Source organism: Candidatus Competibacteraceae bacterium (assembly GCA_016713505.1).
Classification (GTDB): Bacteria; Pseudomonadota; Gammaproteobacteria; order Competibacterales; family Competibacteraceae; genus Competibacter_A.
In genome coordinates this window covers 2,037,971-2,063,270 of the sequence record JADJPA010000001.1, presented here as the reverse complement: position 1 = coordinate 2,063,270, position 25,300 = coordinate 2,037,971, and the positions used below count along the sequence as shown (strand labels likewise).

Genomic DNA, 25,300 nt, shown 5'->3' with positions numbered 1-25,300 from the left:
GTAAAACCGGAGCGCCGAAAGGCGCTTCGGCGGTTTAATCACGTTTGTTTCCTAAAGCCTTTTCCGTTTTCTGAACAGATTTGTTATTTGGAAATTGCGTTCTGATTTGTTTACCCGCGCTCGAATTAGCGAGCGAAAGACAAAGCTTTCGCAATTGTTCGACGGTTTTCAGGCGATTTGTCACCGCTTCCCGGCTCATATCGATCTTCATTAAGCAATCCTAATAAGCGGTAATCCTTAGATAGATAAATTGGCCAAATAGAAAAGTTCTCAAGGAGAGAATATGCTGGCTCTGATTAAGGCGCAAGTCTGGAAATACAAGTGCATTGAGGATTCTACACCAGTTTTGCTGGCCGATGACGTGACAGTGCTTGTTGGTAAAAACGAATCAGGTAAAACAGCCTTTCTTGAAGCTCTTCACAAAGCATTGCCAGTAGGCTCACCGAAGTACGATTTTATTTATGATTATCCACGCAAAGATTTGGTGCGGTATCGCCCTCAACATGAAGCTGAAAAGTATCAACGGGTTGTTGAGCTGACGTTCCGTATTGAGAAAGAGCTTGCCGACAGGGTTAACAAGGAGGTATTTTCCAGAATGGAGGTTGTCACTGCTGGTGATATATTCACATACAACACAACAATTGCTAATACACACACTGTTGGATTTTCTATTAATGAAGAATTGGCCCTTTCTGCACTAAAAGTGAGTATGGGTGAATTAGAGCATAAGGATGAGGTTTTTGCTGATGCTATAGATCTGGAAACCGTAATCCAAAAGATCGAGAGTCTCAGTTTGTCCGTGGACAGCAAACTAGCTGCTTTCGCGGCTACGTGGCGTGCACGGGCTACTACTGGAGGTTGGAAACTTATTGAAGGTTATATCTGGCGGGAATATCTAGGGCCAAAACTACCAAAGTTTTTGTATTTTGATGACTATAAGCTGCTTGAAGGGAAGATCAATCTGCCATCGTTGCAGCAGCGTGAAGCGGCAAAGCAGATAACTGATGCTGACGAGACAGCACAGGGACTTATGGAACTTGCTGGTACAACACTACAAGAACTTATGAGCGAGGAGGGTTACGAAATTGCCAAAGCTAAACTAGAAGCAATTGGCTTGAGTATTACGCAGAGAATTTTTGATTTCTGGAGGCAAAATAAGGACTTGGATGTAGAGTTCGATTTAAAAACAGACACTAAGGACGTTGCGCCGTATAACAATGGTGTCAATCTCTACATCCGTATAAGGAATCGGCGGCATGGAGTGACCGTACCTTTTGACCAGCGTAGCAAAGGATTTATCTGGTTTTTCAGCTTTATCACTTGGTTCGACGCTGTACAGTCACGCGCTTCAACAGATGATGCTCTCATCCTGCTACTGGACGAGCCAGGATTGAACTTGCACGCTTTAGCTCAAGCCGATCTTTTGGAATACATACGCGAGTTGTCAAATAAGCACCAGATTATCTATACGACCCATTCTCCTTTTATGGTGGACAGCGTGCATCTTAGCGATGTGCGCGTTGTCGAGGATCACATCAAAGAAGGTACCAAAATCACTGAAGATTTGGCCAGGTCGTCGGAAGAAAGCGTCTTTCCTTTGCAGGCCGCCCTTGGTTACTCCATTGCTCAGAACCTATTTGTTGCCAAGAAGAATATCCTAATCGAAGGCCCAGCAGATTTGATAATCCTGCAACATATGAGCGCTCTGCTGGAGGCCAAGGGTAAACAGGGACTCGGCGACGCCATTCTTGTGCCAGTTGGTGGGCTTGATAAGTTGGCTACATTCATCGCGCTGCTGGGAGCTAATAAACTTAGTCTCGCAGTATTGCATAATCGTGCGAGCATACCACACCAAAAACTTGAAGATGTGATCCGGCAAAAGCTGATTGAGCGAAAGCGCGTACTCGATTTTTCCATATTCCTCAGTCCGGTGCCGAGTGAGGCGGATATCGAGGATTTGCTGCCGACTGACGCATATATTGCCGCCTTTAATAGAGTGTATGTTAAAGAGTTGAAGGGCTTAGCGCTGAAAACCAGCGAACTTGGTGCACAACCTCGTATAGTCGAGCGGATCAACCATTGGCTAAAAGAGAAAGATATTTTGCTGTTTAAGGATGGTGGATTTAATCACTATCGTGTTGCCCAAGCGGTCTTGCCAGCACTCAAAGCTTCATCACTAAGCCCGGAAGAGTTGGGCCGCTTTGAGAGGGTATTTATAAAACTTAATGGGGTGCTATGAATATAAGGAACCTCTACTATTAAATGTGATCTCATCAATCAATCCCCCCGATTTGATTAACGAAATCGCTGTAATTCTTTCTCTGCGCAATGCTACTCTGCCACGGTCGTCGGCAATAAGGAAAAGCCCTGATCGTGGTCGCCCAACAAACCTCTGATTCCGTCCGTGAGCGGCTGCTCAGAGCCGCGCTGGATTGCTTTCTGGCGGATGACTATCACAACGTCACCACCCGGCGGATCGCCCAGCAGGCCAACGCCAACGTCTCCATGATCCGCTACTACTTCGGCAACAAGGAAGGACTGTACGAAGAGATGATCCGGGAGACCCTAAGCCCGCTGCTGGCGGTGTTGGATGGGCCTTTGCTGTCCTCGGTGACGGGTTTCACCGGCTTCTTTCAGCTCTATTACGACACCATGCGCCAACGGCCGGAATTCCCCGGCTGATTCTCAAAGTGCTGGCTTTGAATCAAGGGCCGGGTCGCCGCTTTATCCAGCAACTGCTCGAACGCGGCCGCACGCGCGGGGCGCGCAAGGTGGCCGATCTCCAGCATCGGGGTCAGATTGCCCCCGCCATCGACCCGGACATCGTGCGGATGGCGTTTGTCAGTCTTGCCATGACGCCGATGCTGCTCAAGGACATCTTCGAGGAACAGATGGAGCGCCCGCTGGACGCCGACTTCCTGGAAAATCTGGCCCGTTTCAATGGCCACCTGTTTGCGGCGGGTCTTGCGCCGGTCGCGCCGGAGAAAAAACCATGACCTTTCAAAAACAGGCAGGAGCTGTGCGCCGCTTTGCCTGGCTATGGCGGTTCGCCCATTGGATGCAGAATCTCCCCAACAATATGACGCCGCCGCCGTTTCGGCTGGTGCAGATCGGCTCGGCGTTTTGGCAGTCGCGGGCGCTGTACGTGGTGGCGCGGCTCGATATCGCCACCGTGCTGGGCGGTCAGCCCCGGACGGCGGAAGACATCGCCGCCCGCGTGGCCGCCGGGCCGGATACGGTTTACCGACTGCTGCGGCTGCTGGCGGCGGCGGGCGTGTTCGAGGAAACCGCGCCGCGCACCTTCGCCAACAATCGACTTTCCAGGTACTTGCGCACCGACGAGCCGGGCAACGTCCGTGCCATGATCCTCATGCACAATTCCGACGCCATGAGCCGCCCCTGGTACGAGCAACTGGAGCAGGGCGTTAGAACCGGCGAGACGCCGTTTGAGCTGACCCACGGTCAGGCGCTGTTCGATTACATGGATCAGCATCCTGATTTCGATGCCCTATTTGCGCAGGCGATGGATAGCGTGGAAGCATTGGCGGGCGACAGTTTCGCGCGGGATTTCGACTGGAGCCAATTCGACCGGATCATCGATCTCGGCGGCGGCAAAGGCAGCAAATCTGCCGTCATCCTCAAGCAACATCCCCGATTGCAGGCGTTGGTGGTGGATCGCGCTTCCGTAATCAAAGAAGCAGAGCGTTATTGGATCGGGCGTGAAGCACCGGATCTGCTAGCCCGCCTGCATTTTCAAGCGGGTGATGTGTTTGAAGTCATACCGCCAGCCGTCAGCGCCAAGGATATCTACCTGCTTAGCGCGGTTTTACACGGTTTTGACGATGAGGCGTGCGGTCGAATTCTGGGTAATCTCGCCGCTGCCAGCGCGGACACCGGCGCGCGGGCCGCGATCATGGAATTAATCGTGCCGGAGACACGAGCCGATCTCACCAGCGCGACCTTCGATCTTCAGATGTTCGTCGGCGCGGGCGGTCGGGAACGCACGCTCGCACAGTGGCGGAATCTGATTGAAAGGAGCGGCTGGCGACTAGAAGGGGTCGTCGATCTGCGCTCGTTCGCTAAGATACTAATTATCCGAATCGATAATTGAAATCGATCAGCCATCTTGAAGCCCTGAGCCTATGTGGCTGCACCGTCATCGCATGATGCTTGAAGGGGTAAAATGCGGGTATCTCTGCGGGTTTTGCTTGTCCGACCGGACGCGATGCCGGACAATGCACCGCCATCGGCAACCCAGCCAGACAGCAAAACCAGAGAGGTGAACAAGGTGAAACGGCAAGTGCGCAAGGCGGTATTCCCCGTGGCCGGCCTTGGGACGCGGTTCCTGCCGGCGACGAAGGCCAGCCCCAAGGAAATGCTTCCCATCGTGGACAAGCCCCTGATTCAGTACGGCGTCGAGGAAGCGGTGGCGGCCGGCGTGGATACCTTGGTTTTCATCATCGGCCGCACCAAGAACGCCATCGCCGACCATTTCGACAAAGCCTACGAATTGGAAGTCGAACTGGAAATGCGCGGCAAAACCGACCTGCTGGAAATGGTGCGCAAGATCGTCCCCACCGGGGTCGAATGCGTCTACGTGCGCCAAGCCGAAGCGCTGGGTCTGGGCCATGCGGTGCTGTGCGCCCGGCCGGTGGTGGGCAACGAACCCTTCGCGGTCATCCTGGCCGATGATCTGATCGAGGAAGACGCGACGGAAGGCGGCGCACTCACTCAGATGACGCGTCATTTCAACAAATACCAATGCTCGATCCTGGGCGTGGAGCGGGTGCCGCAAGAAGAAACCCACAAATACGGCATCGTCCACCCGCTGCCGTTCGCCGACCGGCTCAACAACGTCGACGGCATCATCGAAAAGCCGAAACCAGCCGACGCGCCTTCCAATCTGGCGGTGGTGGGCCGCTATATCCTCACTTCGCGCATTTTCGATTTGCTGCAAACCATCCCGCGCGGCGCGGGCAACGAAATCCAACTGACCGACGGCATCGCCGCCCTCCTGAATGAAGAACAAGTGCTGGCCTACGAATTTTCCGGCCGGCGTCACGATTGCGGCAGCAAGCTCGGCTATCTGGTGGCGACGGTTGAGTACGGCGCGCGCCATCCCGAACTGGGCGAACAATTCCAAGCGTATCTGCGAGCGAACTCGTATCGTCTCAACAAATCTGAACCTGCGGAAGATAGGGCGCTGGCTTATTCCGAATCTCGATTGCTGGGCTCGTTGGATCAATAAAGCCGGTCGCGCGTGAGGGTTGCAGGCATGTCGAAGGGTTTGCTGGTCATTAACGCCGGCTCCTCCAGCATCAAATTTTCAGTGTTCGCCTTGGCGGCGAAGCGCGATCTGGCGCTGGTCTGCCGGGGCGTGCTGGAGAGCATCGGTGAGGAAAGCCCCCGTTTCAAGGCGTTCGATCACGCTGGAACGGTGTTGGCCGATGTCCGTCCGACCCCGCCGTCCGGCCAGTATCGGAAAGCGGGAGCCGATCACCGCCGGCGGGCGACCGACGCCCCTTCAGTTTCGTCGGACGGCGAGGTTTACGATCATCAGATCGCGTTGCGCGATCTGCTGGATTGGCTCGATAAAAAGCCCGAACTCCCTGAGATCGTCGCGGCGGGGCATCGGGTGGTGCATGGCGGCAAGGAATTCAGCGACCCGCAACGGCTGACCCCGGAAATCATGGCGCGCTTGGAAACCTTCATCCCGCTCGCGCCGTTGCATCAGCCGCACAATCTGGCCGGCATCCGCGCCTTGACCGCCGTGCGCCCAGATTTGCCACAAGTCGCTTGTTTCGACACCGCCTTTCACTTCGGGCAGCCCGAGTTGGCGCGCGTGTTCGCCTTGCCCAAGATTTACCGGCAAGAAGGGGTGCAGCGCTACGGCTTTCACGGCCTGTCCTACGAGTACATCGCCGGCGCCTTGGCGGAAGAGATGGAAACATCGACCACGGGCCGAGTGGTGGTGGCGCATCTGGGCAACGGCGCCAGCATGTGCGCCATGCGGGACGGCAAAAGCATGGCGAGCACCATGGGCTTCACCGCCGTGGAAGGGTTGCCGATGGGCACGCGCAGCGGCTCGCTCGATCCCGGCGTGTTGTTGTACCTGCTGGAACGCCACGGCATGGGCGTCCGGGATTTGAACAATCTGCTGTACAAGCAATCCGGCCTGCTGGGTCTGTCGGGCATCAGCAACGACATGCGCGAATTGCTGGCGAGTTCCGACCCCAACGCCCAGCTGGCGGTGGATTATTTCACCTACCGCATCGCCCGCGAACTCGGCTCGCTGGCGGCGGCGCTGGGCGGCCTAGACGCGCTGGTGTTCACCGGCGGCATCGGCGAAAACGCCACGGCGGTGCGCGAGCAGGTTTGCGTTCGATCGGGTTGGTTGGGCATCCAACTGGATGCCGTCGCCAACGCCGAGCGGCATACCCGTATCAGCACGCCGGCCAGCCGGGTGACGGTTTGGGTGTTGCCGACCAACGAAGAACTGATCATCGCCCGTCACACGCGCCAACTCGTGTTGGAACATTAAATGCAATATACCGTCTCATGCCGCTCCGTCGTGAAAGCTGTGGCGCGGTGGCGACCTCAAATCGCTTGTTCCTCGCCGCTCATGCCGTTAGTCTAAAAGCTGGCTGTCTAAAAGTTATTCATAAATTGCGTGGTTATAAATTGCTATGTGTGGAATTGTAGGCGCTATCGCTGAACGAAATGTCACTCCCATTCTGCTCGAAGGGCTGCGGCGGTTGGAATACCGCGGCTATGATTCGGCGGGCATCGTCACCCTCGACAGCCGCGACGATCGGTTGCATCGAGTGCGCGCGGTCGGCAAGGTGCAGGCCCTGGCGGAGCGCTTGCAGCAGGACTCAGTGCGTGGGCCGATCGGCATCGCGCACACCCGCTGGGCCACGCACGGCGAGCCGTGCGAGCGCAACGCGCACCCGCATCTCAGCAACAACTCGGTGGCGGTGGTCCACAACGGCATCATCGAAAACTATCAGGAACTCAAAACCAAGCTGAGCGCGGCCGGCTATCGATTTGAATCCGATACCGATACCGAAGTGGTCGCCCATCTGATCGACCAGCACTTGCGCAAAAACGGCGGTGATTTGCTCGCATCGGTGCGTGAAACCGTGACGCAGTTGGCGGGCGCTTACAGTTTGGGCGTGCTCTGCCGCGAAGACCCGGAACGGCTGATCGCGGCTCGCGCCGGTAGCCCGCTGGTGCTGGGTATCGGCATCGAAGAACACTTCATCGCCTCGGATGTGTTCGCGCTGGCCCCGGTCACGCAAAGCTTCGTGTTTCTGGAAGAAGGCGATGTCGCTGAAGTGCGGCGTGAGGGCTTCAAGATTTACGACCGGGACGGACAGGCGGTGGAGCGGCCGCTGTCCTATTCGGGGCAGATGGGCAGTGCGGCGGGCAAGAGCGGCTATCGCCACTTCATGTTGAAAGAGATTTTCGAACAGCCGGGCGTGGTGGCCGAGACCCTGGAAGGGCGCATCCATCAGGGCCGGGTGTTGGAAGACAGCTTCGGGCCGGACACGGGGTCGCTGTTCGAGCGGGTGCAAGGCGTGCATATCATCGCTTGCGGCACCAGCTATCACGCCGGTTTGGTCGCGCGCTACTGGCTGGAGCATTTGGGCCTTCCCTGCACGGTCGAGGTGGCCAGCGAATACCGCTACCGGCAAGGGGTGACGCCGCCCGGCACCTTGTTCGTCAGCATTTCGCAGTCGGGCGAAACCGCCGACACCCTGGCGGCGCTGCGCGCGGCCAAGGAACGCGGCTATCTGTCCACCCTGACCATTTGCAACGTCGCCGAAAGCTCGCTGGTGCGCGAATCGGCTCTGGCGCTGCTGACCCGTGCCGGCCGGGAAATCGGTGTGGCGTCCACCAAGGCGTTCACCACCCAACTGGTGGCGTTGCGCTTGCTGTCGCTGCTCTTGGGCCGCCAGCGCGGCTTGAGCGAAAGCGCCGAGGCGGCGCTGGTGCGCGATCTGGAACTGTTGCCGCGGGCGTTGGAAAAGGCCTTGGAATTGAACAACGCCATCGAAAAGCTGGCCGAGTTTTTCGCCGAAAAACATCATGCCCTCTTTCTGGGGCGCGGCCCGCAGTACCCGATCGGCATGGAAGGCGCGCTCAAGATCAAGGAAATTTCCTACATCCACGCCGAGGCGTATCCGGCCGGCGAACTCAAGCACGGGCCGCTGGCGCTGGTCGATGCCGACATGCCGGTGGTGTGCGTGTTGCCCAAGGATGGCTTGCTGGAAAAGGTGCTGTCGAACCTGCAAGAAGTGCGGGCGCGCGGCGGTGAGTTGTTCCTGTTCGCCGACAGCGAGGTTGACACGCACCTCAGCGGCGTCAGCACCCATGTCTTGTCGCTGGGCACCGTCCCGGAATCGATCGCGCCCATCGTGTTCACCGTGCCGCTGCAACTGCTGGCCTATCACGTCGCCATCCTTAAGGGGACCGATGTCGACCAGCCGCGCAATCTGGCCAAATCGGTCACGGTCGAATAGAGCGGCTTGCGGTACTCTTTCCCTCGATCACCAACCTGACGGATCTTGAATGGCCTACAAAGGCATCATACTGGCGGGCGGTTCCGGCACCCGGCTGCATCCGCTGACCGTTTCGGTCAGCAAGCAGCTCATGCCGGTCTACGACAAGCCGATGATCTACTATCCGGTCGCCACGCTGATGCTGGCGGCGATTCGGGATATTTTGATCATCACCACGCCCCGCGACCAGGAGGCGTATCAAAGCCTGCTCGGCGACGGCGCGCGCTGGGGCGTTAACTTTCAATACGCGGTCCAGCCCAGCCCCGACGGTTTGGCGCAAGCCTTCCTGATCGGCGAACGCTTCATCGGCCGCGATCCGGCCTGCCTGATTCTCGGTGACAACATTTATTACGGTCAGGGTCTGTCGGCGTTGCTGCGCCGCGCCACCGCCCGCGAGCGCGGCGCCACCGTGTTCGGCTATTACGTGCGCGATCCCGAACGCTACGGCGTGGTCAGTTTCGACGAATGCGGCCGAGCGGTCGCCATTGAGGAAAAGCCGAAAGCGCCAAAATCCAATTACGCGGTGACCGGGCTGTACTTCTACGACAATGACGTGGCGAACGTCGCCAAGCATATCCGGCCCTCGGCGCGCGGCGAGTTGGAAATCACCGATGTCAACCGGGTCTATCTCGAACGCAGCGAACTGAACGTCGAGCTGTTGGGGCGCGGTTATGCCTGGCTCGATACCGGCACGCACGAGTCCTTGTTGGCCGCCGCCCATTTCGTGCAAGTGGTCGAGCAGCGGCAGGGTCTGAAAGTCGCTTGTCCCGAAGAGGTGGCCTGGCGGATGAAGTTCATCGACGACCACCAACTGGTGCAGTTGGCGGAACCGCTGGCCAAGAGCGGTTACGGTCAATATCTGATGGATTTGTTGGAACGGAAGATCGCGCCGTGAAGGTGATTGCCACGCATTTGCCCAGCGTGCTGCTGCTAGAGCCCAAAGTTTTCGGTGACGCGCGCGGCTTTTTCATGGAAACCTGGCAGGCGGCGCGTTATGGCGGGGCCGGTATGCCCGAGCGCTTCGTGCAGGACAATCATTCCCGGTCGCGGCGCGGGGTGTTGCGCGGCTTGCACTACCAAATGGTGCGACCACAAGGCAAACTGGTGTGGGTGACGCGCGGCGCGGTGTTCGATGTGGCGGTGGACATCCGGCGCGGTTCGCCGACGTTTGGCCGCTGGTACGGTTGCGTGCTGGACGATGTCGACCACCGTCAACTTTATATTCCGCCGGGTTTCGCGCACGGCTTTTGCGTGTTGTCGGAAGACGCGGATTTCTTTTATAAATGCACCGACTATTACCATCCGTCGTCGGAGTGCGGTATCGCCTGGGACGATTCCGACATCGGCATCGACTGGCCGTTGCGAGAGGTGTCGTTGTCGGCCAAGGACCGGGAAAATCCGCGCTTGGGCGATCAGGTCAGCGACAAGCTGCCGCTTTACGAGGGCTGAGCCATGCGACTTGCGATCATCGGCGCCAAGGGTCAGGTAGGTTGGGAATTGAGCCGGCGCGCGCCCATGTTCGGCTACGAGGTGCTGGCCTGGGACGTGGACGAACTGGATATCACCGATGCCGCCGCCGTGGATCGGGCGCTGGGAGCGAGCGGCGCGGATGCCGTTATCAACGCGGCGGCCTACACCGCCGTGGATCAGGCCGAACAGGAACCGGAACGGACGTTCGCGGTCAATCGCGATGGTCCCGCCCATCTGGCGGCGGCCTGCGCGAGGTTGAATATCCCCTTGCTGCACATTTCCACCGATTACGTGTTCGATGGAACCAAGGTGGGTTCCTACACCGAGGACGATCCCGCCGCGCCGTTGGGCGTGTACGGCCAAAGCAAGTGGGAAGGCGATCAGGCGGTACGGCGGTTGTGGCCCCGCCATCTGATCGTGCGGGTGAGTTGGGTGTTCGGGGTGGAGGGTCGGAATTTCGTCAAGACCATCCTGCGGCTGGCGCGCGAGCGCGAGGAGTTGCGGGTGGTCGCCGACCAGCACGGCTGCCCGACCTATGCCGGCGACATCGCCGATGTCTTGCTGGAGTTGGTGGGACGGACCGAGGAAATCGACACCCGTCAGCTCTGGGGCGTCTACCATTATACCGGCGAGCCAGCCACGACCTGGTACGAGTTCGCCGCCGCCATCCTCGAACGGGCGCGACCGCATGAAAAACTGTTGGCCCGCACCGTGACCGCCATCACCACCGCCGACTATCCCACGCCGGCGGCGCGCCCCGCCAATTCGGTGCTGGACTGCTCCCGATTGGGTTCGTGTTTCAGTATCTACCCCGCGTCGTGGCGCGATAGTCTGGCCACTTTGTTGTTTGCCATCCATGGCCGTTGACCTCGGCGAACTGCTGGTCGAGCACCAGAAGCTGACCGCCGCCGACCTGCAACGCGCCCGACGGGTGCGGGAGAGCAGCGGTGAAGGGCTGGATACGTTGCTGGTCAAGCTGGGCTTGGTCTCGGAACGCGATCTGGCCGAGGCGGTCGCCGCGCGCCTGAAGCTGCCCCTGGTCAAGCCGGTCGATTATCCTGAAATCTCGGTGACCAACGGCGGGGTTTCGGCGCGGTTTCTCAAGGAAGCGCGGGTCATCCCTCTGTTCGAGGACGACCAGGGATTGACCGTGGCGATGGCCAATCCCACCGATGATTACGTGCTGTCCGCCTTGCGGCTGGCCACCGGCAAAACCATCGTGGCTCGGGTGGCGATTCCGTCCGAACTCGAAGTCGCCTTCGAACGGCTGTACGGCAGCGGCCGTTCGGCGATGGGCCAGATCGTCGATTCCATCGGGCTGGCGGAGGATCTGACCGACGAGGAACAAATCCAACACCTCAAGGACCTGGCCAGCGAAGCGCCGGTCATCCGGTTGGTGAATCTGATGATCGCCCGCGCGGTGGAGTCGCGCTCCTCCGACATCCACATCGAACCGTTTGAGAACCGGCTCAAGGTCCGCTATCGGGTGGATGGCGTGCTGCGCGAGGTGGAGTCGCCGCCCTCAAGATTATCGGCGGCGGTCATCTCCCGCATCAAGATCATGGCCAAGCTCAACATCGCCGAGCGCCGTCTGCCGCAGGACGGGCGGATTCAGTTGCGGGCGCAGGGCAAGGAAATCGACTTGCGCGTGTCCACCGTGCCGACGTTGTGGGGCGAGAGCGTGGTGATGCGCATTTTGGATAAGGCCAGCGTGGTGCTGGATTTTCCGGTGCTGGGCTTCAGTCCGCGCACCTTGGCGCGTTTCCTGGAAATCCTGCATCTACCACACGGCATCATCCTGGTCACCGGCCCCACCGGCAGCGGTAAGACCACCACGCTGTACACCGCCTTGCAGACCATCAACACCTCGGAGCGGAAAATTCTGACCGTCGAAGATCCAGTCGAATACCAATTGGAAGGCGTCAATCAAATTCAGGTCAAGCCGCAGATCAATCTGACCTTCGCCAACGCCTTACGCGCCATCGTCCGTCAGGACCCCGATGTGATCATGATCGGCGAGATGCGCGATCTGGAAACCGCCGGCATCGCCGTGCAATCCGCCTTGACCGGCCATTTGGTGCTGTCCACCCTGCACACCAACGATGCGGCCGGCAGCGTCACCCGCTTGCTGGACATGGGTGTTGAAGACTATCTGCTGACTTCGACCATCAACGGCATTCTGGCCCAGCGCTTGGTGCGCCTGCTGTGCACCCGCTGTCGTCAGCCGTATCCGGCGTTGCCGGAGCTGGTCGAGGAAATGCGCTTGCACCGCTTCAGCGACACGCCCGACATCACCTTATATAAACCGGTCGGTTGCGAGCACTGCGGGGGTAGCGGCTATCGGGGCCGGGCGGCGATCATGGAATTCCTGGTGATGAGCGACCCACTGCGGCGGCTGGTGCTGAAACACGCCGACGCCGGCGACTTGCAGGACACCGCCCAGCAGGAAGGCATGGACACCATGTACGAAGACGGCCTGCGCAAAGCGGTCGCCGGCGTCACCACCATCGAGGAAGTGCTGCGGGTGACCACCCAGCAGGAGCAGGACGCCTGATATGCCCCGCTATCGCTACGAAGCGGTGGATGCCGCCGGCGAGGTGTTGCGCGACGAGCTGGAGGCGGCGAGTGCGGACGCGGCCATCGAGCGCTTGCGCGATCAGGGCTTGTTGCCGCTGTCGGTTGACGAGGCCAAAGGCGGGTTGCTGCGCGGCGGTCTGGGTCAGCCGCTGTTCAGCAAACGTCGGGCATTATCTCGCAAGGCGCTTGGCGTGTTTACCCAGCAACTGGCCAGTTTGTTGGGGGCTGGAATGCCGTTGGATCGGGCGCTGACCATCTTGATCGGCGTCGCCGAGGACGAACGCGGCAAGGCTCTGTTGGAGCGGGTGCAGGCAAAAGTGCGCGGCGGCTCGACGCTGGCGGACGCCCTGGAGGCGCAAGGCGCGTTTTCGCGCTTTTATCTGAACATGGTCCGGGCGGGCGAATCCGGCGGCGCGCTGGAAACGGTGCTGAAGCGGCTGAACGAGTTTCTGGAGCGCTCGCAAGCCTTGCGGGAAACGGTGACCTCGGCGCTGATTTATCCGATCATCCTGCTCTCGGTCGCCGTGCTCTCGGTCATCATCTTGCTGACCTTCGTGGTGCCGCAGTTCGAGCGCCTGTTCGCGGACGCCGGCAAGGCGCTGCCGCTGGCCACGCAGGTCGTGATCGCCCTCGGCAACGGGTTCCGGCATTACTGGTGGGTCGGGCTGATCGTGATCGGGTCGATCGTGACGGTGGCGCGCCGGCAGTTGAATCAGCCGGACAGCCGCGCCCGCTGGGATCGGCGATTGTTGCGCTTGCCGCTGTTTGGCGACCTGATCGCCAAGGTCGAAACCGCCCGCCTGAGCCGCACGCTGGGAACCTTGCTCGGCAACGGCGTGTCACTGCTAAGCGCCTTGACCATCGTGCGCGAGACGCTGAGCAACCAGATATTGGCCGGCGCGCTGGGCGAGGTGGCGGAACACGCCAAGACCGGTCGGGGGTTGGCCGAACCGTTGTTGGAAGCGGGCCATTTCCCCAAGCTGGCGGTGCAGATGATTCGGGTCGGTGAAGAAACCGGCCAGTTGCAGGAGATGCTGATCCAGGTGGCCGACACTTACGATGGCGAGGTGCAAACCGCTGTCAAGCGCTTGCTGACGCTGCTGGAGCCCGCCTTGATTTTAGGGCTGGGCGTGGTCGTGGCCGGTATCATCATGTCCATCCTGGTGGCTATCCTCAGCCTCAACGACTTGGCTTTCTAAGCCGGATTGGTAGATGAGTCCCGGCGGGCGCGGCTCGCGCCGCGCCGGATAGGCTCCCGCGTTTCGAACTGAACTTTCTGTAGGTGCGTACCGATGAGATTCCACAGCGACGTTCGCCGCTCGCGCGGTTTTACTTTGATCGAATTGTTGGTGGTGCTGGTGATTCTTGGCCTGCTGGCGGGGTTGGTCGGACCGCAGGTCATGAAGTACCTGGGCGGCGCCAACACTAAAACCGCCAAATTGCAAATCGAGGATTTCAGTACCGCGCTCGATGCGTTCCGGCTGGACATGGGGCGCTATCCCAATACGGCGGAAGGTTTGCAAGCATTGGTCGCTCAGCCGGCGGGCGCCAGCCGGTGGAACGGTCCTTATTTGAAGAAAAACATCATTCCCAAAGACCCTTGGGGCAACGATTATCAATATCGCGCGCCCGGCCAACGCAGCGGCGGGGCGTTTGATTTGTACTCGCTGGGGGCCGACAACGCCGAAGGCGGCGACGGCGAAAATCAGGATGTCGTGGGCTGGATGTAGCCGCGCCGGACCCACCGAATGGCGTCGATCCGACCGCGACAGCGGGGCTTTACCCTGCTGGAACTGATGGTGGTGCTGGTGATTGCGGTGCTGTTGGTCGCGGTCGCGCCGCCGTTGTTGTCCGGCTTGAGCGGCGCCACCGAACTGCGCGGCGCGGCGCGGCAACTGGCCGCCGGTTTGCGCTTCGCCCGCAATGAGGCGGTCACCCGCCAGCGGGAGGCCACGTTGACGCTCGATCTGGCCCAACACCGCTTCGCGGTCAGCGGCGACCCGCGCGAAATCAGCTTGCCGGACACCCTGGCCTTACAGCTTCATACCGCCCAGTCGGAACTGTGGAATCACACCACCGGCAACATCCGCTTTTTTCCGGACGGCAGTTCCACCGGCGGCGCGATCACGGTCAGCGGGCCGAAACGGGCCTATCGGGTGAACGTGGATTGGCTGACCGGCGGCGTCGCCATCGTCGAGCAGGACGTGCCGTGAGCCGGCAGCGCGGTTTCTCCTTGCTCGAAATCTTGGTGGCGTTCGCCATCCTCAGCATTTCATTGGGCGTACTGTTGCAAGTGTTCGCCACCGGCTTGCGCAACGCCGGCACGGCCGCTGATTACACGCAAGCGACGCTGTACGCCGAATCGATTTTGGCCGCCATCGGCCGGGAGGCACCGCTCAGTGAGGGCAGCCATTCCGGTCCGATCAACGAGCAATTTTCCTGGCGCAGCCGGATAAGCCCCTACATTGATGGAATGCCCGATCCCGAAAAAACCCGAGTGCGCGCCTATCGAGTCGAGGTCGAGGTGTTCTGGAACGGCGTGACGCAGACCCGTTCCGTCGTTCTGGAAACGCTGCGGTTGGCGCCCCTGCCGCCGCCGCAAGGGCCGGCCTGATGGTCCGGACAGAGCGCGGTCCGAGGCGAGGACAAGCGGGATTCACCTTGTTGGAATTGGTGGTCGCCATCACCTTGCTCGGTTTGCTGTTGGTGGTGCTCTACAGCGGCTTGCGGCTGGGGTTGAACGGTACGGACAGCGGCGAGCGGCGGGCCGAGGCGACCAACCGGCTGCGACTGGTGCAGGAATTCTTACGCCGCCAGTTGGTGCAATCCATGACCGTTCGAACCAACGACCAGCAGGGCAACAGAGTGGTCGTGTTTTCCGGTCAGGCAGACGGCATCGAATTCGTGGCGCCATTGTTGACCCAACTAGGGCAGGGTGGTTTGTATCGAATTCGCCTGGGCGCCAGCGACGGCCGGTTGTGGATGCGCTGGCGGCTTTATCAGGCGAATGAGGGGCCTGATAAAGCAGCGGGTGGGGAGCGCGAAACGGTATTGCTGGACGGCGTAGCCGGCGCCGAATGGGGTTATTTCGGCCCGGAGCGAGACGACGACCAGCAACCGCCGCGCTGGCGCGCCGATTGGTCCAGCACCGAGCGGCGGCCGTTGCTGGTGCGCTTGAACGTGAACCGGCCAGGCGGCGAGCCTTGGCCCGATTTAGTGGCCGCGCTGATCGAGGGTTCCCGCCGATGAACGCGGTTTGCAGACTGCGGGTCTTGGCGCTGGCCCTGCCGCAGCGCGGCATGGCGTTGGTGATCGTATTATGGATCGTCACGCTGTTGGCGGTCATGGCGGGCAGCTTCGCCTACTCGATGCGGATTGAGACGCGGCTGGCCACCAGCACCACCGAACGCGCTCGGGCCAGGGCGCTGGCCGAGGCGGGCGTGGCCTACGCTCAGGCCTGGCAATTGGATCAGGAAGCCAGCCGCAAGCAATGGCCGCCGAACGGCGACCCGCGCGAATGGACGTTCGGCGGCGGGCGTTTGCGGATCGAGGTGACCAGCGCCAACGGTCTGGTCGATCTCAATACCGCCGATCCCAGCGTGCTGAAGCTGTTGTTCGCGGGCGCCGGAGTGGAACCCGCCAGTCAGGATCGGCTGGTCGATGCGCTCATGCGGCGGCGGCAACTGGAGCAACCGGAAGGCCTTGACGCCACCCGCACCCAATGGATGGGCTCGCGGCAAGCGCTTTTTCAAAGCGTTGAGGAATTGCAGCAAATCGAGGGCATCACCAAGCAAGTCTACGAACGGATCGCCGACGGGGTTACCGTGTTTTCACCCCACCTCGGGATCGCGCCGGAACTGGCGCCGGCTTGGTTGTTGCGCGCTTTGGGGCTGGACGAAAGGACGGTTGCCGATTACGTCGCGGAGCGCGCCCGTGCCGCCGCTGAGGGGTTGCCGCCACCGCCGCTGCTGCAAGCCAACGGAAACGCCTTTTTTTCCGGAGGGCGAGGAAACGTTTATCATATGACCGTCGCGGCGGAGACGGCGGAGGGGACGGCGGCGCTGGTTAAGATGGCCACCGAAATACGGGGGGGCGCTAACGGGCAGAATTTCCGGGTGCTGGCCTGGCGCGAAGGGCGTTAGGAATCCTTTCTTTTGACGGTTTGCAGTGGGCGGCTCAGAAGCCGGGAGCCAGACTTTGTGGAGTCCTTTTAGCAGTGGCGACAAGTTTGCGGATGCTGAAACTCAACCCTCGCTGGAATGGCAATGCCCTCTGGCAGTGGTGGCGGGACGGTTTGCTGGCGTGGTTGCCGCTATCGGTCCGGCTCTGGTTGGCGGGTTCTTCGCGACAGCTCGTGGTTGCGTTGAGCGACGGCGAGTGCGTTTTGCTGCGCGAGGAAGCCGGTCAAACCCAGGAACTGGAACGGCTGGACCGCGCGGCGCCGGACTGGAACGCGGTGGCGGAATGGTTCAGGACCGAAAGACCCCGGCAATTGGTGTTGCGCTTTCCGGCCGGTCAAGCGCTGGTCCGGCCGTTGTCGCTACCGCTGGCCGCCGAGAAAAACCTGCGTCAGGTGGCCGGATTTGAAATGGATCGCCTGACGCCGTTTACCGCCGCTCAGGTTTGCTACGATGTGGCCGTGCTGGAGCGCCAGCCCGAACAGCGTCGGTTGCAGGTCGAATTGACCGCGCTACCGCAGCTTACCGTGGAGCCGTTCCTGACGCCGTTGCGGCAACGGGGCTTGCCGCCGGATGTGATCGACGTGGCCGGCGGCCGTCCCCACCTGAACTTGTTGCCCCTAGAGCAGCGCGTGCGCCGCGGTTTTTGGGAGCGCCGGCTCTGGGCGGTTTTGATGGCCACCGCGCTGCTGCTGGTCGCGGCGGCGGCGATCTTGCCGATCTGGCAACAGCGCGCGTTACTGATCGCCACCATGGTCAAAGCCGACCAGCTCCAACCCGCCGCGAATCAGGCTCTGGCCTTGCGCGATCAGCTCGATCGGGCGCTGGAAACCTCGCGGATGCTGGCGCGGAAAAAACAAGCTTTGCCGGCCAGAGTGGATCTGTTGCGGGAATTGACGGGGATTCTCCCGGACGATACCTGGTTGGAGCGCTTGCAGGTCAAGGGCGATAACGCGCAAATCGTCGGCCAGTCCGCCAAGGCTTCGGCGCTGGTTGGCATCATCGAGGCCTCGAAACTCTTGAGCGGTACCAGTTTCATGTCGCCGGTCACCATCGACCCGCGTTTCGGTAAGGAGCGTTTCATGCTGAACGCCCGAATTGGCTTGGAACCCTGATGGTCGCGCTCGCCACGCCCAGCCTGGGCCACCGTCTGTCGGCGTTGCTGCTGCTGTCGTTGGCGATCGGCGGGTTTTACCTGCTGGTGGATCGGGTATTGGTCGCTCGCTATCATTTTTATCATGACCGCCTGGAGCAAACTCAGGGGCGCGTGGCGCAGTTGGAGCGGATGGCAGCCAGCCGGGAGCCGATCCAACGGTTGATTGCGAGCATCCAGCAGGACCCCGCACTGTCGGTCCAATATCTACCGCAATCCGCGCCGCCGCTGGCGGCCGCCGATCTACAACAACGCATCAAGACGATCGTTGAGGCGTCGGGCGCAACCTTGCGTAGCACCCAGACGCTGCCGCCGGTCGAAGAGAGCAACGCCGTGAAGGTCAGCATCAGCACGTCTCTGGTGGGCGATCCCGAAAGCTTGCAAAAGATTTTGTACAACCTTGAAGCGCAGACGCCGCTGTTATTTGTCGATAATGTCGATGTCAGCGCGCGGGACAACCGGCCACGTTTGCCCAACGGGCGATTGGCGAGTTACACCCGAGTGCAACTGACGGTTCAATTTGAAGTTTCTGGCTATTTGCGCAAGGAGAGCGGTTAAGTGTCGGCTAGAGCGGTCGGTTTGGTTTTCTGGGTGTCGGTTGCCGGGCTGGCCGCCGCCGCCCTGTTTTGGCAGCTGCGCCATCCACCCCAAGCGCCGGCCGTCAATACGGCCAATCAAAAACCGCCCGATTTGCCGGTGGTGACGCCGGTCGCGCCATTTCGGTTGCCCGTGGCGTCAACCTATAACGAAATAAGCAGTCGTCCGTTGTTCGTCGCCAACCGGCGGCCCGAGCCGCCGCCGCCCGAAGAACCCGCGCCGGAAAAACCACCGGCCGGACCGGAGAAGAAATTTTTGCTGTTGGGCGTCATGATCAGCCCTAATCTCACCACAGCGCTGTTGCGACCGGAGGAGCCGAACGCCAAAACGGTGCGGATCAAACCGGGCGAGACAGTCGATGGGTGGCTGTTGGAAAAGGTCTTGCCCAATCAGGTCGTGATCCGTCAAGGGCAGGTTAGCCGCGAGCTGAACTTGGTGCGCCAAAAAAGACCGCCCAAAGCCAGGACGGGTCGAACCGGCGCCAGGGGCGCGCAAGAAACAGCGCCGCCGGCCGTTGTTCCGGTCGTGCCGCAGCCGGGAGAACTACCACAAGCCGTGGTGCCGCCGCCGCCCCTATAACGATGGATGATCCGTTTATGAAAAAACGTTGGCTATTACCAACCGTCCTCATGCTGGCTTCGCTCGGTGCGTGCGCCGTGTTTTCAACGACTGAGGAGGCTGCGGAAATGGCGGCCGACGGTACGCCGGTCGGCGGTTCGCCGCGGCTGACCGCAAGACCGCTGCCTTCGCCCTCGACGGGCGTCGAGGGCGAAACGAGTGCGCCGTCTTCCCGACCTTCATTGGTATCGCCGGGGACGGGGAATTTCATCGACAAGAAAATTGCGTCCCAAGCCGCGCCGGCGGCGACCTCCTCCACCAATTCCCCAGGCGAAGTCACCTTGAATTTTGAGGGGGCTGACATTCGCGATGTCGCCAAAGTGATTTTCGACACGCTAAAGGCTAATTACACGGTCGATGCGCAGGTGCAAGGCGAAGTGACGGTCCAGACCACCCGGCCGCTCGCGCGCGACCAGTTGTTGCCTACGCTGGAGACGGTTTTACGCATGAGCAATGCGGTGCTGGTGCGCGACGGAAACATGTACCGGATCATTCCAGCGGCTGGGGCCGTGCAAAAGGGGAACTTGGTTCCACGCTTGGGCGGTGGCGGCAGGGTTGGCTACAGCGTGCGGATCGTGCCGCTGCGCTATGTCAGCGCCGTCGAAATGCAAGCGATCATCGCGCCGTTTCTGCCGGAAGGCGGCGTGCTTCGAGCGGATACCCTCCGCAACCTGCTGATCCTGGCCGGCACGCCGCAAGAGCTGGCCAGCGTGCAAAGCACCATCGAAACCTTCGATGTCAACTGGCTGAAAGGCATGTCGATCGGCATGTTCCGGTTGCGCAACATCGACAGCCAGGCCATGGCGACCAATTTGAACCAGTTGCTGGGCGAGGGGTCGGGGACGCCGGTGGCCGGGTTGATACGCTTCGTGCCGCTGAGCAAGCTGAACGCGGTGCTGGTGGTGACGCCGCAGGCCGAGTACCTGAAGGAAGTCGCCGTCTGGATCGAACGGCTGGATGGCGTGGGTGGCGAGCGTCTGTATGTTTATCAGGTGCAGAACAGCCGGGCCGATTATGTCGCCGAACTGCTCAACGGCCTGTTCAATCTCGGTGGCGGCGGTCAAGGTGGTCGAGGTGGAGAGGTTGCGCCGGGTTTAAAAGCCGGGCAATTGTCGGGTGGCGGCTTGGGAACGAGCGGTGGCTTGGGGGCCGGCGGCCTGGATTCGGGAGGTGGATTGTCGGGCGGCTCGGGTTTGAGCGGTGGCAGCGCCTCGACGCTATCGGGAAGATCGCCCGCTGGCGGCGCGTCGTCCTCGCTGGGGTCTTCCTCGACGGGCAACTCCTCGGCCGCTGGCGGCGGTCGCGCCAGCGGACGGATCGGTGGAGGGGCGTCGGCGACCGCCGGTGGCGGGGCCGCATCCGCCATTGGCGGCGCCATCGGCTCCGGCGGACCCAGCGCGGGCATGGAGGAGGTTCGCATCGTGGCGGATACCGAGAACAATTCCTTGCTCATCTGGGCGACCCATCAAAATTACGAGCGGATTATCAGCACGTTGCAAAAGATGGATACCACGCCCCGCCAAGTGCTGATCGAAGCGACCATCGCTGAAGTGACTTTGTCCGGTCAGTTGCAATACGGCTTGCAGTGGTTTTTCAATAACGATGTCGGTCACAATGTCGGCAATAAGGGTGTGGGGTCGTTGGGAATCGGCAACAGCACGCTGGGCCTTGATGCTACCGCTGCCACTTCTGGTGGAGCAGCGGTGCCTAGTGTGCTTCCCGCTTCGGCCAACGCCTTTTCCTACGCGATTATGGACAATGCCGGAATGGTGCGCGCGCTGTTGAAAACGCTGGCCAGCGATTCCAAGGTCAAGGTGCTTTCCTCGCCGCATGTGATGGTGCTGGACAACCAGCAGGCACTGATTAGAGTAGGCACGCAGCAACCCATTTTAGGCCAGATCAGCAGTTCGACCAGTACGGGAAACCTCCAATCCTTCAACCTCAAGAACACTGGGGTGCTGCTGGAAGTGTTGCCGCGCGTCAATTCCGGCGGTATGGTGAATATGGAAGTCAAACAGGAAGTCGTTGATGTTGGAGGCATAGACGATGCCACCAAGCAGCGAGCGTTTCTGGAGCGCAGCGTGACCAGCAAAGTGGCGGTCAAAAGCGGCCAAACCCTAGTGCTGGGTGGCCTGATTCGGGATAATCGGACCGTCTCAAAAGGCGGCCTGCCGGTGCTCTACAAAATTCCCGTGATCGGATCTTTGTTTGGCAGTACTTCCGAAGTGCTGGATCGGACCGAACTAATCGTGCTGCTGACCCCGCGGGTGGTTGAAAACAGCCGCGATGCCGAGCAAGTCACCGAGGAGCTCAAGCGCAAGATGCGCGAAATCGCGCCCATGGTGCCCGCATCCTGAGTGCGTTGTGGGCTTGTTTGTTGTTGATTTGCAACTTTGCTGTCGCCGGGATAGGATGTTGTAAAAGGGAACGGTAAGGCAATCCTTGCATTTCATATCTATTCTATTTATAAATAATACAAGTAAATTTTTTGTTGTAAGGATAAAGCTGTTGCGCAAACAACAAAAATATGTTGTTATGTTGACACCGGCTGGATTCCCATGTAGTCTCTCACTGGTAGTCAGTCTCTGCTTTTTGTTAAAGCGCTCGTGCGATGCAACCTATAGGAGTTACGAGATGATGGCGAATTTTAAGAAAGTTGGCGTGGCGGCGGCGGTTGCCGCGGCCCTTGGCGCTTCCGGCGCTGCTTATGCCGTGCAACAGGGAACCCCTGGTGACGCGCTGCTGATCCCCTATGTCGTGACGGCCGGCGCCGGCAAGCTCAACACCATGATCAGTGTTGTGGCCGCTAGCCCGAACAGCGTCAGCGTCAGCCAGTTCAACACGCTGAGCGGCACCAAGACGACGGAGAGCTGCAACGGCCGCCTGCATTGGTTCTTCTTCGACAAAGAAAGCAATGAGGTCGCGGACAACACTTTGCCGGTGACCTGTAACGACTGGGTTGGCATCGATTTCGGCAGCATCGTCGAAGATCCCACGCGGCCGATCCCCAGTGCCTTGAACGTTCCGGGCTACATGGTCATAACCGATAATGCCGCCGGTGATGCTGCTGGAAGCGGAATGATTCTCTATGGGGCTGCTTATCAGATCAGGGGCAATTGGGCCACGCAAGCTTATATCCCCGTGGTTCCGCTGGTCGACTCGGCTGACGGTTCTTTGGGCGATGAAGTTGATCACGTTGGCGCATTCGTAACGAATGTTAACCCGGTGAAGGCTGGCATGGCCCTGGCGAGCGGCGCGGGCCAAAGAGCGTTATTCAGTTTGCGCTATTATTTAAAAGCTGATGCTCCGAGTGGTGACACGGAATTTGTGCTGTGGTTCCCGGATAACAGCGACGCCCGCACCAATCAGAATATTCTGGTCTATGATGCGGACGAAAGGGCCATTTCCGCTACGACCAACGTTCCTTATGAGTTAAATGTGGTTGGGGTCGGCGTGGGTGCTAAAGAAGGCCGGCTGATCACGGCTACTATCAAGGATGGTTTAGCCGAGACTGGTTTTGTGTTGTTTGGCGTGGCCGATGGTGTTGGCCCTACCGACGCTCCTACCTCGCGCGCGGGTGTGGCTTTTAGCTTGATCGGTGTCAACGGTAGTGGTACCGACCAAACCCAGACCGAGCTGGCCCACGAGCGTGGTATTCAGTAAGCATTACTAGCATCTCATCGCCGCTCTCTCCGCGTTGCGGAGAGAGCGGCGGCTGAAACGGCGTACGATCGGTGCGCCGTTTTTGTTTTTGGTTTAAAGGAAGGTCAATTAAAGTCTTAGATTAAGATGCAAAAACAACTCTTGCTCGTTTTGGCGGCGATAGTGATCGGGTGGCCGATTGATTTGGAGGCTGTGGAATCGAATCAAACGGGTGTTGCAACAATTGATGCGCCAAATGGTCCGACCGAGAAACAGCCGATCTGGAGCGATTCGGAAGGCCACCAGACCCGTTTTTTGGTCAATAGCGGAGCATTTCATGTTCTCGTGGACGATCTGGACGGCGATGGCCGCCTGGATTTGTTGTTTACCTCCCACGGCGGCAATATGCTTCGGGTGTTTCGGCAGACCGCCGCGCGCCGCTTTGAAGCCACCGACGAACAAGACATCGCCGGATTTCATCCGAACGACACCATCGCGTTGCCCGGCGCGCCCAAGCGCTACTTGATCAACGCCGAGGGAAAAAGCCTCTTGCGGGTAACGGCCGCTCAACCCGATGGCCGCTTGACGTTGATCTCCGACTACAGCCTGCCCCATCCGCTCGGTACGACGCCATTTTCGTGGCCTGATTGGGGCCCGCTCAGCCTGGGGGTCGCGCCTTATACCGGTTCGAGCGTGACGCTGCTGCGCGATTTTAACCCGGAAAAAGGCCAAACCAGAGCTGCTATTGAAATAGCGACAGAAGCCGATCCACAACCCGCGCGTCTGGTGGATCTGAATGGCGATAAGGTGCCGGAGTTGGTGTTTCCAACGTTTCGCACCAATAAAATATGGGCCATCGAACATGCCGGTTCGGAACAAGCACCCCGCTTGCGCGAGCTGGCGGCTTTCAAAATGGGTTGGCCGCGCCATGTCGTGCCGTTCGATCTCAATCAAGATGGCGCTATGGATTTACTGGTTCCGATGTCGGTGCGTCCGCGCATTGTGAGGCTGCTTAACGACGGCAAGGGTCAATTCACCCGTGGAGGGCCGATTCCTTATCCAGGCTCGACCGGCGTGCACACGCTCGCGGTCGGTCAGGACGCGGGCGGACGCTATCTGTTGGCGGGCGGTTCCCGCGCGCTGGTGTTGTATCGAGAGCTTAAGGAACGGCCGGGCGACTTCGAAACCTCAGTCCTGGCGCGGCCGGATTTTACGTGGCCAAACCGGGTCGAATTAGTCGATGTGGATGGCGATCAGTGGCTCGATGCGGTGGTGGCCGATCAAGGCGAAGCGCAATCCGAAGTAATTTACGGACCTTTATGGGATATTTTCGGCAAGCTGTCGGTCAATCCGACGACCGCCGTCAAGCCTGATTGAATTCCAAGCGAACGCAAAGACGTTAAGTCTGGTTCGTTAAAATGAAGATGACGGCCAGATAAACTCTCAGAGGAACCATTATGAGCATCAGCGCTAATCCCGCTGCCGGGCTGGCGGCCGCGTTTTTCTTTGTCGGCGCGATAGCGGTTTATCCGCCAGTTTTCGCCGCCGATGCCCCTGTCCAAGCCCCATCGGCCGGCGCGTCGCCAACGCCCCAAGCACCGACGCCCGCCGCTGCCTCAAATCCTCCAGCCGGCGCGCCAGCGGCCGATCAAGCGGCGTCCGTCAAGGAAGCGCCGGCCTCAGCGGAAGTGCCGGAAGTGATCATGGCGCGGGTCGGAGATCGCAAAATCACGGTCGAGCAATTCATGCGCTACATCACCCAGGATACCAAGCTGGTTTTGAAGGCCCGCACCGCGCCGGGCAAGACCGAGATCTTGCGGGAGATCATTTTGGATCGTCTGATGGAGGAAGCGATGTTCAGGCAAGGTTTACTGCCGAAGGATTACGCTCCCACCAGCCTGGATTACGCCAAAGCCTATAAGCAATTGGAAAAGCAAAATTTCCCGCCGCCTGAGACCGTTCCCACCGAGGACGAACTGTACCGCTATTACCAGCAGCATCCGGAAGCCTTTGGCATACCCGGCATGGTGCGGGTCAGTCAGATCCAGTTCCGCCTGCCCGAAAAGGCGGACGAGGCTGCCAAGGCGGCAACTAAATCCAAGGCGGAAGGGGCGCTCAAACGCCTGCGGGCCGGCGAGCCATTCGCCGATTTGGCCGAGGCGTTGACCGAAAATCCCCAAGCCAAGGTGGCCAAGGGCGATCTGGGTTTTGTGCAGCCTGAAAAAGATCCCTGGTTGAAAAAAGCGGTTGAACATCTAAAAATCGGTCAGTTTTCCGACGTCTTGGAATCGCCGGTGGGCTATGAGATTCTCCTGTTGCAGGACAAGCGCGATCCCATGGTCGCGCCATACGCGAATGTGCGGGAGAGCATCGTGCAGCGCATCCGGCAAGAGGCGCAGGCGAAGGCGCGCGAGCAGTACGCCTGGAAACTGGCCAAGGAGGTCGGCGTTAAGGTGGAAATGCCCGAATTGAAAGGTGCCGTTCCTGAATCCGCCCTTTAA

The 25,300-nt window shown here is 59.9% G+C and carries 23 protein-coding genes and 1 pseudogene; 23 read left to right on the top strand and 1 reads right to left on the bottom strand.

The features are described 5' to 3' along the window. Positions 1-34 precede the first annotated feature (34 nt). Complete coding sequence (locus IPK09_09320) at positions 35-211, bottom strand: hypothetical protein (GenBank protein ID MBK7983811.1); 177 nt, start codon at positions 209-211, stop codon at positions 35-37. A 72-nt stretch (positions 212-283) separates the two neighbouring features. Here IPK09_09320 and IPK09_09315 point away from each other — a divergent pair, with 72 nt between their 5' ends. The 23 genes and pseudogenes from IPK09_09315 (at position 284) to IPK09_09205 (ending at position 25,300) form a co-directional block, all read left to right on the top strand. Next, the gene (locus tag IPK09_09315; protein MBK7983810.1) at positions 284-2,239 is read left to right on the top strand and encodes an AAA family ATPase; all 1,956 of its coding nucleotides are present in this window, start codon (positions 284-286) and stop codon (positions 2,237-2,239) included. Positions 2,240-2,367: 128 nt separating this feature from the next. Further along, a pseudogene (locus tag IPK09_09310) lies at positions 2,368-2,996 on the top strand (TetR/AcrR family transcriptional regulator). Then, a complete protein-coding gene (locus tag IPK09_09305) occupies positions 2,993-4,111 on the top strand; it encodes a methyltransferase (protein MBK7983809.1) in 1,119 nt (372 codons plus the stop codon). Before IPK09_09310 ends, IPK09_09305 begins: the two are co-directional and overlap by 4 nt. 114 nt (positions 4,112-4,225) lie before the next feature. Continuing rightward, complete coding sequence (galU, locus tag IPK09_09300; GenBank protein ID MBK7983808.1) at positions 4,226-5,248, top strand: UTP--glucose-1-phosphate uridylyltransferase GalU; 1,023 nt, start codon at positions 4,226-4,228, stop codon at positions 5,246-5,248. Positions 5,249-5,275: 27 nt separating this feature from the next. Next, the gene (locus tag IPK09_09295) at positions 5,276-6,541 is read left to right on the top strand and encodes an acetate/propionate family kinase (GenBank protein MBK7983807.1); all 1,266 of its coding nucleotides are present in this window, start codon (positions 5,276-5,278) and stop codon (positions 6,539-6,541) included. Between the two features lie 145 nt (positions 6,542-6,686). Continuing rightward, positions 6,687-8,525: a glutamine--fructose-6-phosphate transaminase (isomerizing) gene (glmS, locus tag IPK09_09290; protein MBK7983806.1), complete on the top strand. Its 1,839-nt coding sequence runs from the start codon at positions 6,687-6,689 to the stop codon at positions 8,523-8,525. A 49-nt stretch (positions 8,526-8,574) separates the two neighbouring features. Next, a complete protein-coding gene (gene rfbA, locus IPK09_09285) occupies positions 8,575-9,459 on the top strand; it encodes a glucose-1-phosphate thymidylyltransferase RfbA (protein MBK7983805.1) in 885 nt (294 codons plus the stop codon). Then, positions 9,456-10,013 carry a dTDP-4-dehydrorhamnose 3,5-epimerase gene (gene rfbC / locus IPK09_09280; protein MBK7983804.1) on the top strand — a complete coding sequence of 186 codons (558 nt, stop codon included), beginning with the start codon at positions 9,456-9,458 and terminating at the stop codon, positions 10,011-10,013. Before rfbA ends, rfbC begins: the two co-directional genes overlap by 4 nt. Positions 10,014-10,016: 3 nt before the next feature. Next, entirely contained in the window at positions 10,017-10,901 is an 885-nt protein-coding gene (gene rfbD, locus IPK09_09275) for a dTDP-4-dehydrorhamnose reductase (protein ID MBK7983803.1), read from the top strand. Then, on the top strand, positions 10,891-12,588 hold the full coding sequence (gspE, locus tag IPK09_09270; GenBank protein ID MBK7983802.1) for a type II secretion system ATPase GspE: 1,698 nt from the start codon (positions 10,891-10,893) through the stop codon (positions 12,586-12,588). The genes rfbD and gspE overlap by 11 nt, the downstream gene beginning before the upstream one ends. 1 nt (position 12,589) lies before the next feature. Next, complete coding sequence (gene gspF / locus IPK09_09265) at positions 12,590-13,810, top strand: type II secretion system inner membrane protein GspF (protein ID MBK7983801.1); 1,221 nt, start codon at positions 12,590-12,592, stop codon at positions 13,808-13,810. A 93-nt stretch (positions 13,811-13,903) separates the two neighbouring features. Further along, positions 13,904-14,341 carry a type II secretion system major pseudopilin GspG gene (gene gspG / locus IPK09_09260; protein ID MBK7983800.1) on the top strand — a complete coding sequence of 146 codons (438 nt, stop codon included), beginning with the start codon at positions 13,904-13,906 and terminating at the stop codon, positions 14,339-14,341. 18 nt (positions 14,342-14,359) lie between these two features. Further along, positions 14,360-14,824: a GspH/FimT family pseudopilin gene (locus tag IPK09_09255; protein MBK7983799.1), complete on the top strand. Its 465-nt coding sequence runs from the start codon at positions 14,360-14,362 to the stop codon at positions 14,822-14,824. Next, entirely contained in the window at positions 14,821-15,225 is a 405-nt protein-coding gene (locus IPK09_09250) for a type II secretion system protein (protein MBK7983798.1), read from the top strand. Before IPK09_09255 ends, IPK09_09250 begins: the two co-directional genes overlap by 4 nt. Positions 15,226-15,272: 47 nt before the next feature. Beyond that, on the top strand, positions 15,273-15,860 hold the full coding sequence (locus tag IPK09_09245) for a hypothetical protein (protein MBK7983797.1): 588 nt from the start codon (positions 15,273-15,275) through the stop codon (positions 15,858-15,860). After that, positions 15,857-16,753 (top strand): general secretion pathway protein GspK, encoded by an 897-nt coding sequence (locus tag IPK09_09240; GenBank protein ID MBK7983796.1) that lies wholly within the window; start codon positions 15,857-15,859, stop codon positions 16,751-16,753. The genes IPK09_09245 and IPK09_09240 overlap by 4 nt, the downstream gene beginning before the upstream one ends. Positions 16,754-16,845: 92 nt before the next feature. After that, positions 16,846-17,904: a PilN domain-containing protein gene (locus IPK09_09235; protein ID MBK7983795.1), complete on the top strand. Its 1,059-nt coding sequence runs from the start codon at positions 16,846-16,848 to the stop codon at positions 17,902-17,904. Then, positions 17,904-18,500 carry a type II secretion system protein M gene (locus IPK09_09230; protein ID MBK7983794.1) on the top strand — a complete coding sequence of 199 codons (597 nt, stop codon included), beginning with the start codon at positions 17,904-17,906 and terminating at the stop codon, positions 18,498-18,500. Before IPK09_09235 ends, IPK09_09230 begins: the two co-directional genes overlap by 1 nt. Next, positions 18,501-19,118, top strand: coding sequence for a hypothetical protein (locus tag IPK09_09225; protein MBK7983793.1), 618 nt, complete (start codon positions 18,501-18,503; stop codon positions 19,116-19,118). 17 nt (positions 19,119-19,135) lie between these two features. Continuing rightward, positions 19,136-21,514, top strand: coding sequence for a type II secretion system secretin GspD (gene gspD, locus IPK09_09220; GenBank protein ID MBK7983792.1), 2,379 nt, complete (start codon positions 19,136-19,138; stop codon positions 21,512-21,514). Between the two features lie 277 nt (positions 21,515-21,791). Beyond that, positions 21,792-22,820, top strand: coding sequence for a hypothetical protein (locus IPK09_09215; GenBank protein ID MBK7983791.1), 1,029 nt, complete (start codon positions 21,792-21,794; stop codon positions 22,818-22,820). Between the two features lie 126 nt (positions 22,821-22,946). Further along, positions 22,947-24,176, top strand: coding sequence for a VCBS repeat-containing protein (locus IPK09_09210; GenBank protein MBK7983790.1), 1,230 nt, complete (start codon positions 22,947-22,949; stop codon positions 24,174-24,176). Between the two features lie 80 nt (positions 24,177-24,256). Further along, a complete protein-coding gene (locus IPK09_09205; GenBank protein ID MBK7983789.1) occupies positions 24,257-25,300 on the top strand; it encodes a peptidyl-prolyl cis-trans isomerase in 1,044 nt (347 codons plus the stop codon).

Coding starts and splice junctions, on each gene's coding strand:
- IPK09_09320 (MBK7983811.1), bottom strand. CDS start 211: ATGAAGATCGATATGAGCCGGGAAGCGGTGACAAATCGCCTGAAAACC.
- IPK09_09315 (MBK7983810.1), top strand. CDS start 284: ATGCTGGCTCTGATTAAGGCGCAAGTCTGGAAATACAAGTGCATTGAG.
- IPK09_09305 (MBK7983809.1), top strand. CDS start 2,993: ATGACCTTTCAAAAACAGGCAGGAGCTGTGCGCCGCTTTGCCTGGCTA.
- galU (MBK7983808.1), top strand. CDS start 4,226: ATGCCGGACAATGCACCGCCATCGGCAACCCAGCCAGACAGCAAAACC.
- IPK09_09295 (MBK7983807.1), top strand. CDS start 5,276: ATGTCGAAGGGTTTGCTGGTCATTAACGCCGGCTCCTCCAGCATCAAA.
- glmS (MBK7983806.1), top strand. CDS start 6,687: ATGTGTGGAATTGTAGGCGCTATCGCTGAACGAAATGTCACTCCCATT.
- rfbA (MBK7983805.1), top strand. CDS start 8,575: ATGGCCTACAAAGGCATCATACTGGCGGGCGGTTCCGGCACCCGGCTG.
- rfbD (MBK7983803.1), top strand. CDS start 10,017: ATGCGACTTGCGATCATCGGCGCCAAGGGTCAGGTAGGTTGGGAATTG.
- gspE (MBK7983802.1), top strand. CDS start 10,891: ATGGCCGTTGACCTCGGCGAACTGCTGGTCGAGCACCAGAAGCTGACC.
- gspF (MBK7983801.1), top strand. CDS start 12,590: ATGCCCCGCTATCGCTACGAAGCGGTGGATGCCGCCGGCGAGGTGTTG.
- gspG (MBK7983800.1), top strand. CDS start 13,904: ATGAGATTCCACAGCGACGTTCGCCGCTCGCGCGGTTTTACTTTGATC.
- IPK09_09255 (MBK7983799.1), top strand. CDS start 14,360: ATGGCGTCGATCCGACCGCGACAGCGGGGCTTTACCCTGCTGGAACTG.
- IPK09_09240 (MBK7983796.1), top strand. CDS start 15,857: ATGAACGCGGTTTGCAGACTGCGGGTCTTGGCGCTGGCCCTGCCGCAG.
- IPK09_09235 (MBK7983795.1), top strand. CDS start 16,846: ATGCTGAAACTCAACCCTCGCTGGAATGGCAATGCCCTCTGGCAGTGG.
- IPK09_09230 (MBK7983794.1), top strand. CDS start 17,904: ATGGTCGCGCTCGCCACGCCCAGCCTGGGCCACCGTCTGTCGGCGTTG.
- gspD (MBK7983792.1), top strand. CDS start 19,136: ATGAAAAAACGTTGGCTATTACCAACCGTCCTCATGCTGGCTTCGCTC.
- IPK09_09215 (MBK7983791.1), top strand. CDS start 21,792: ATGATGGCGAATTTTAAGAAAGTTGGCGTGGCGGCGGCGGTTGCCGCG.
- IPK09_09210 (MBK7983790.1), top strand. CDS start 22,947: ATGCAAAAACAACTCTTGCTCGTTTTGGCGGCGATAGTGATCGGGTGG.
- IPK09_09205 (MBK7983789.1), top strand. CDS start 24,257: ATGAGCATCAGCGCTAATCCCGCTGCCGGGCTGGCGGCCGCGTTTTTC.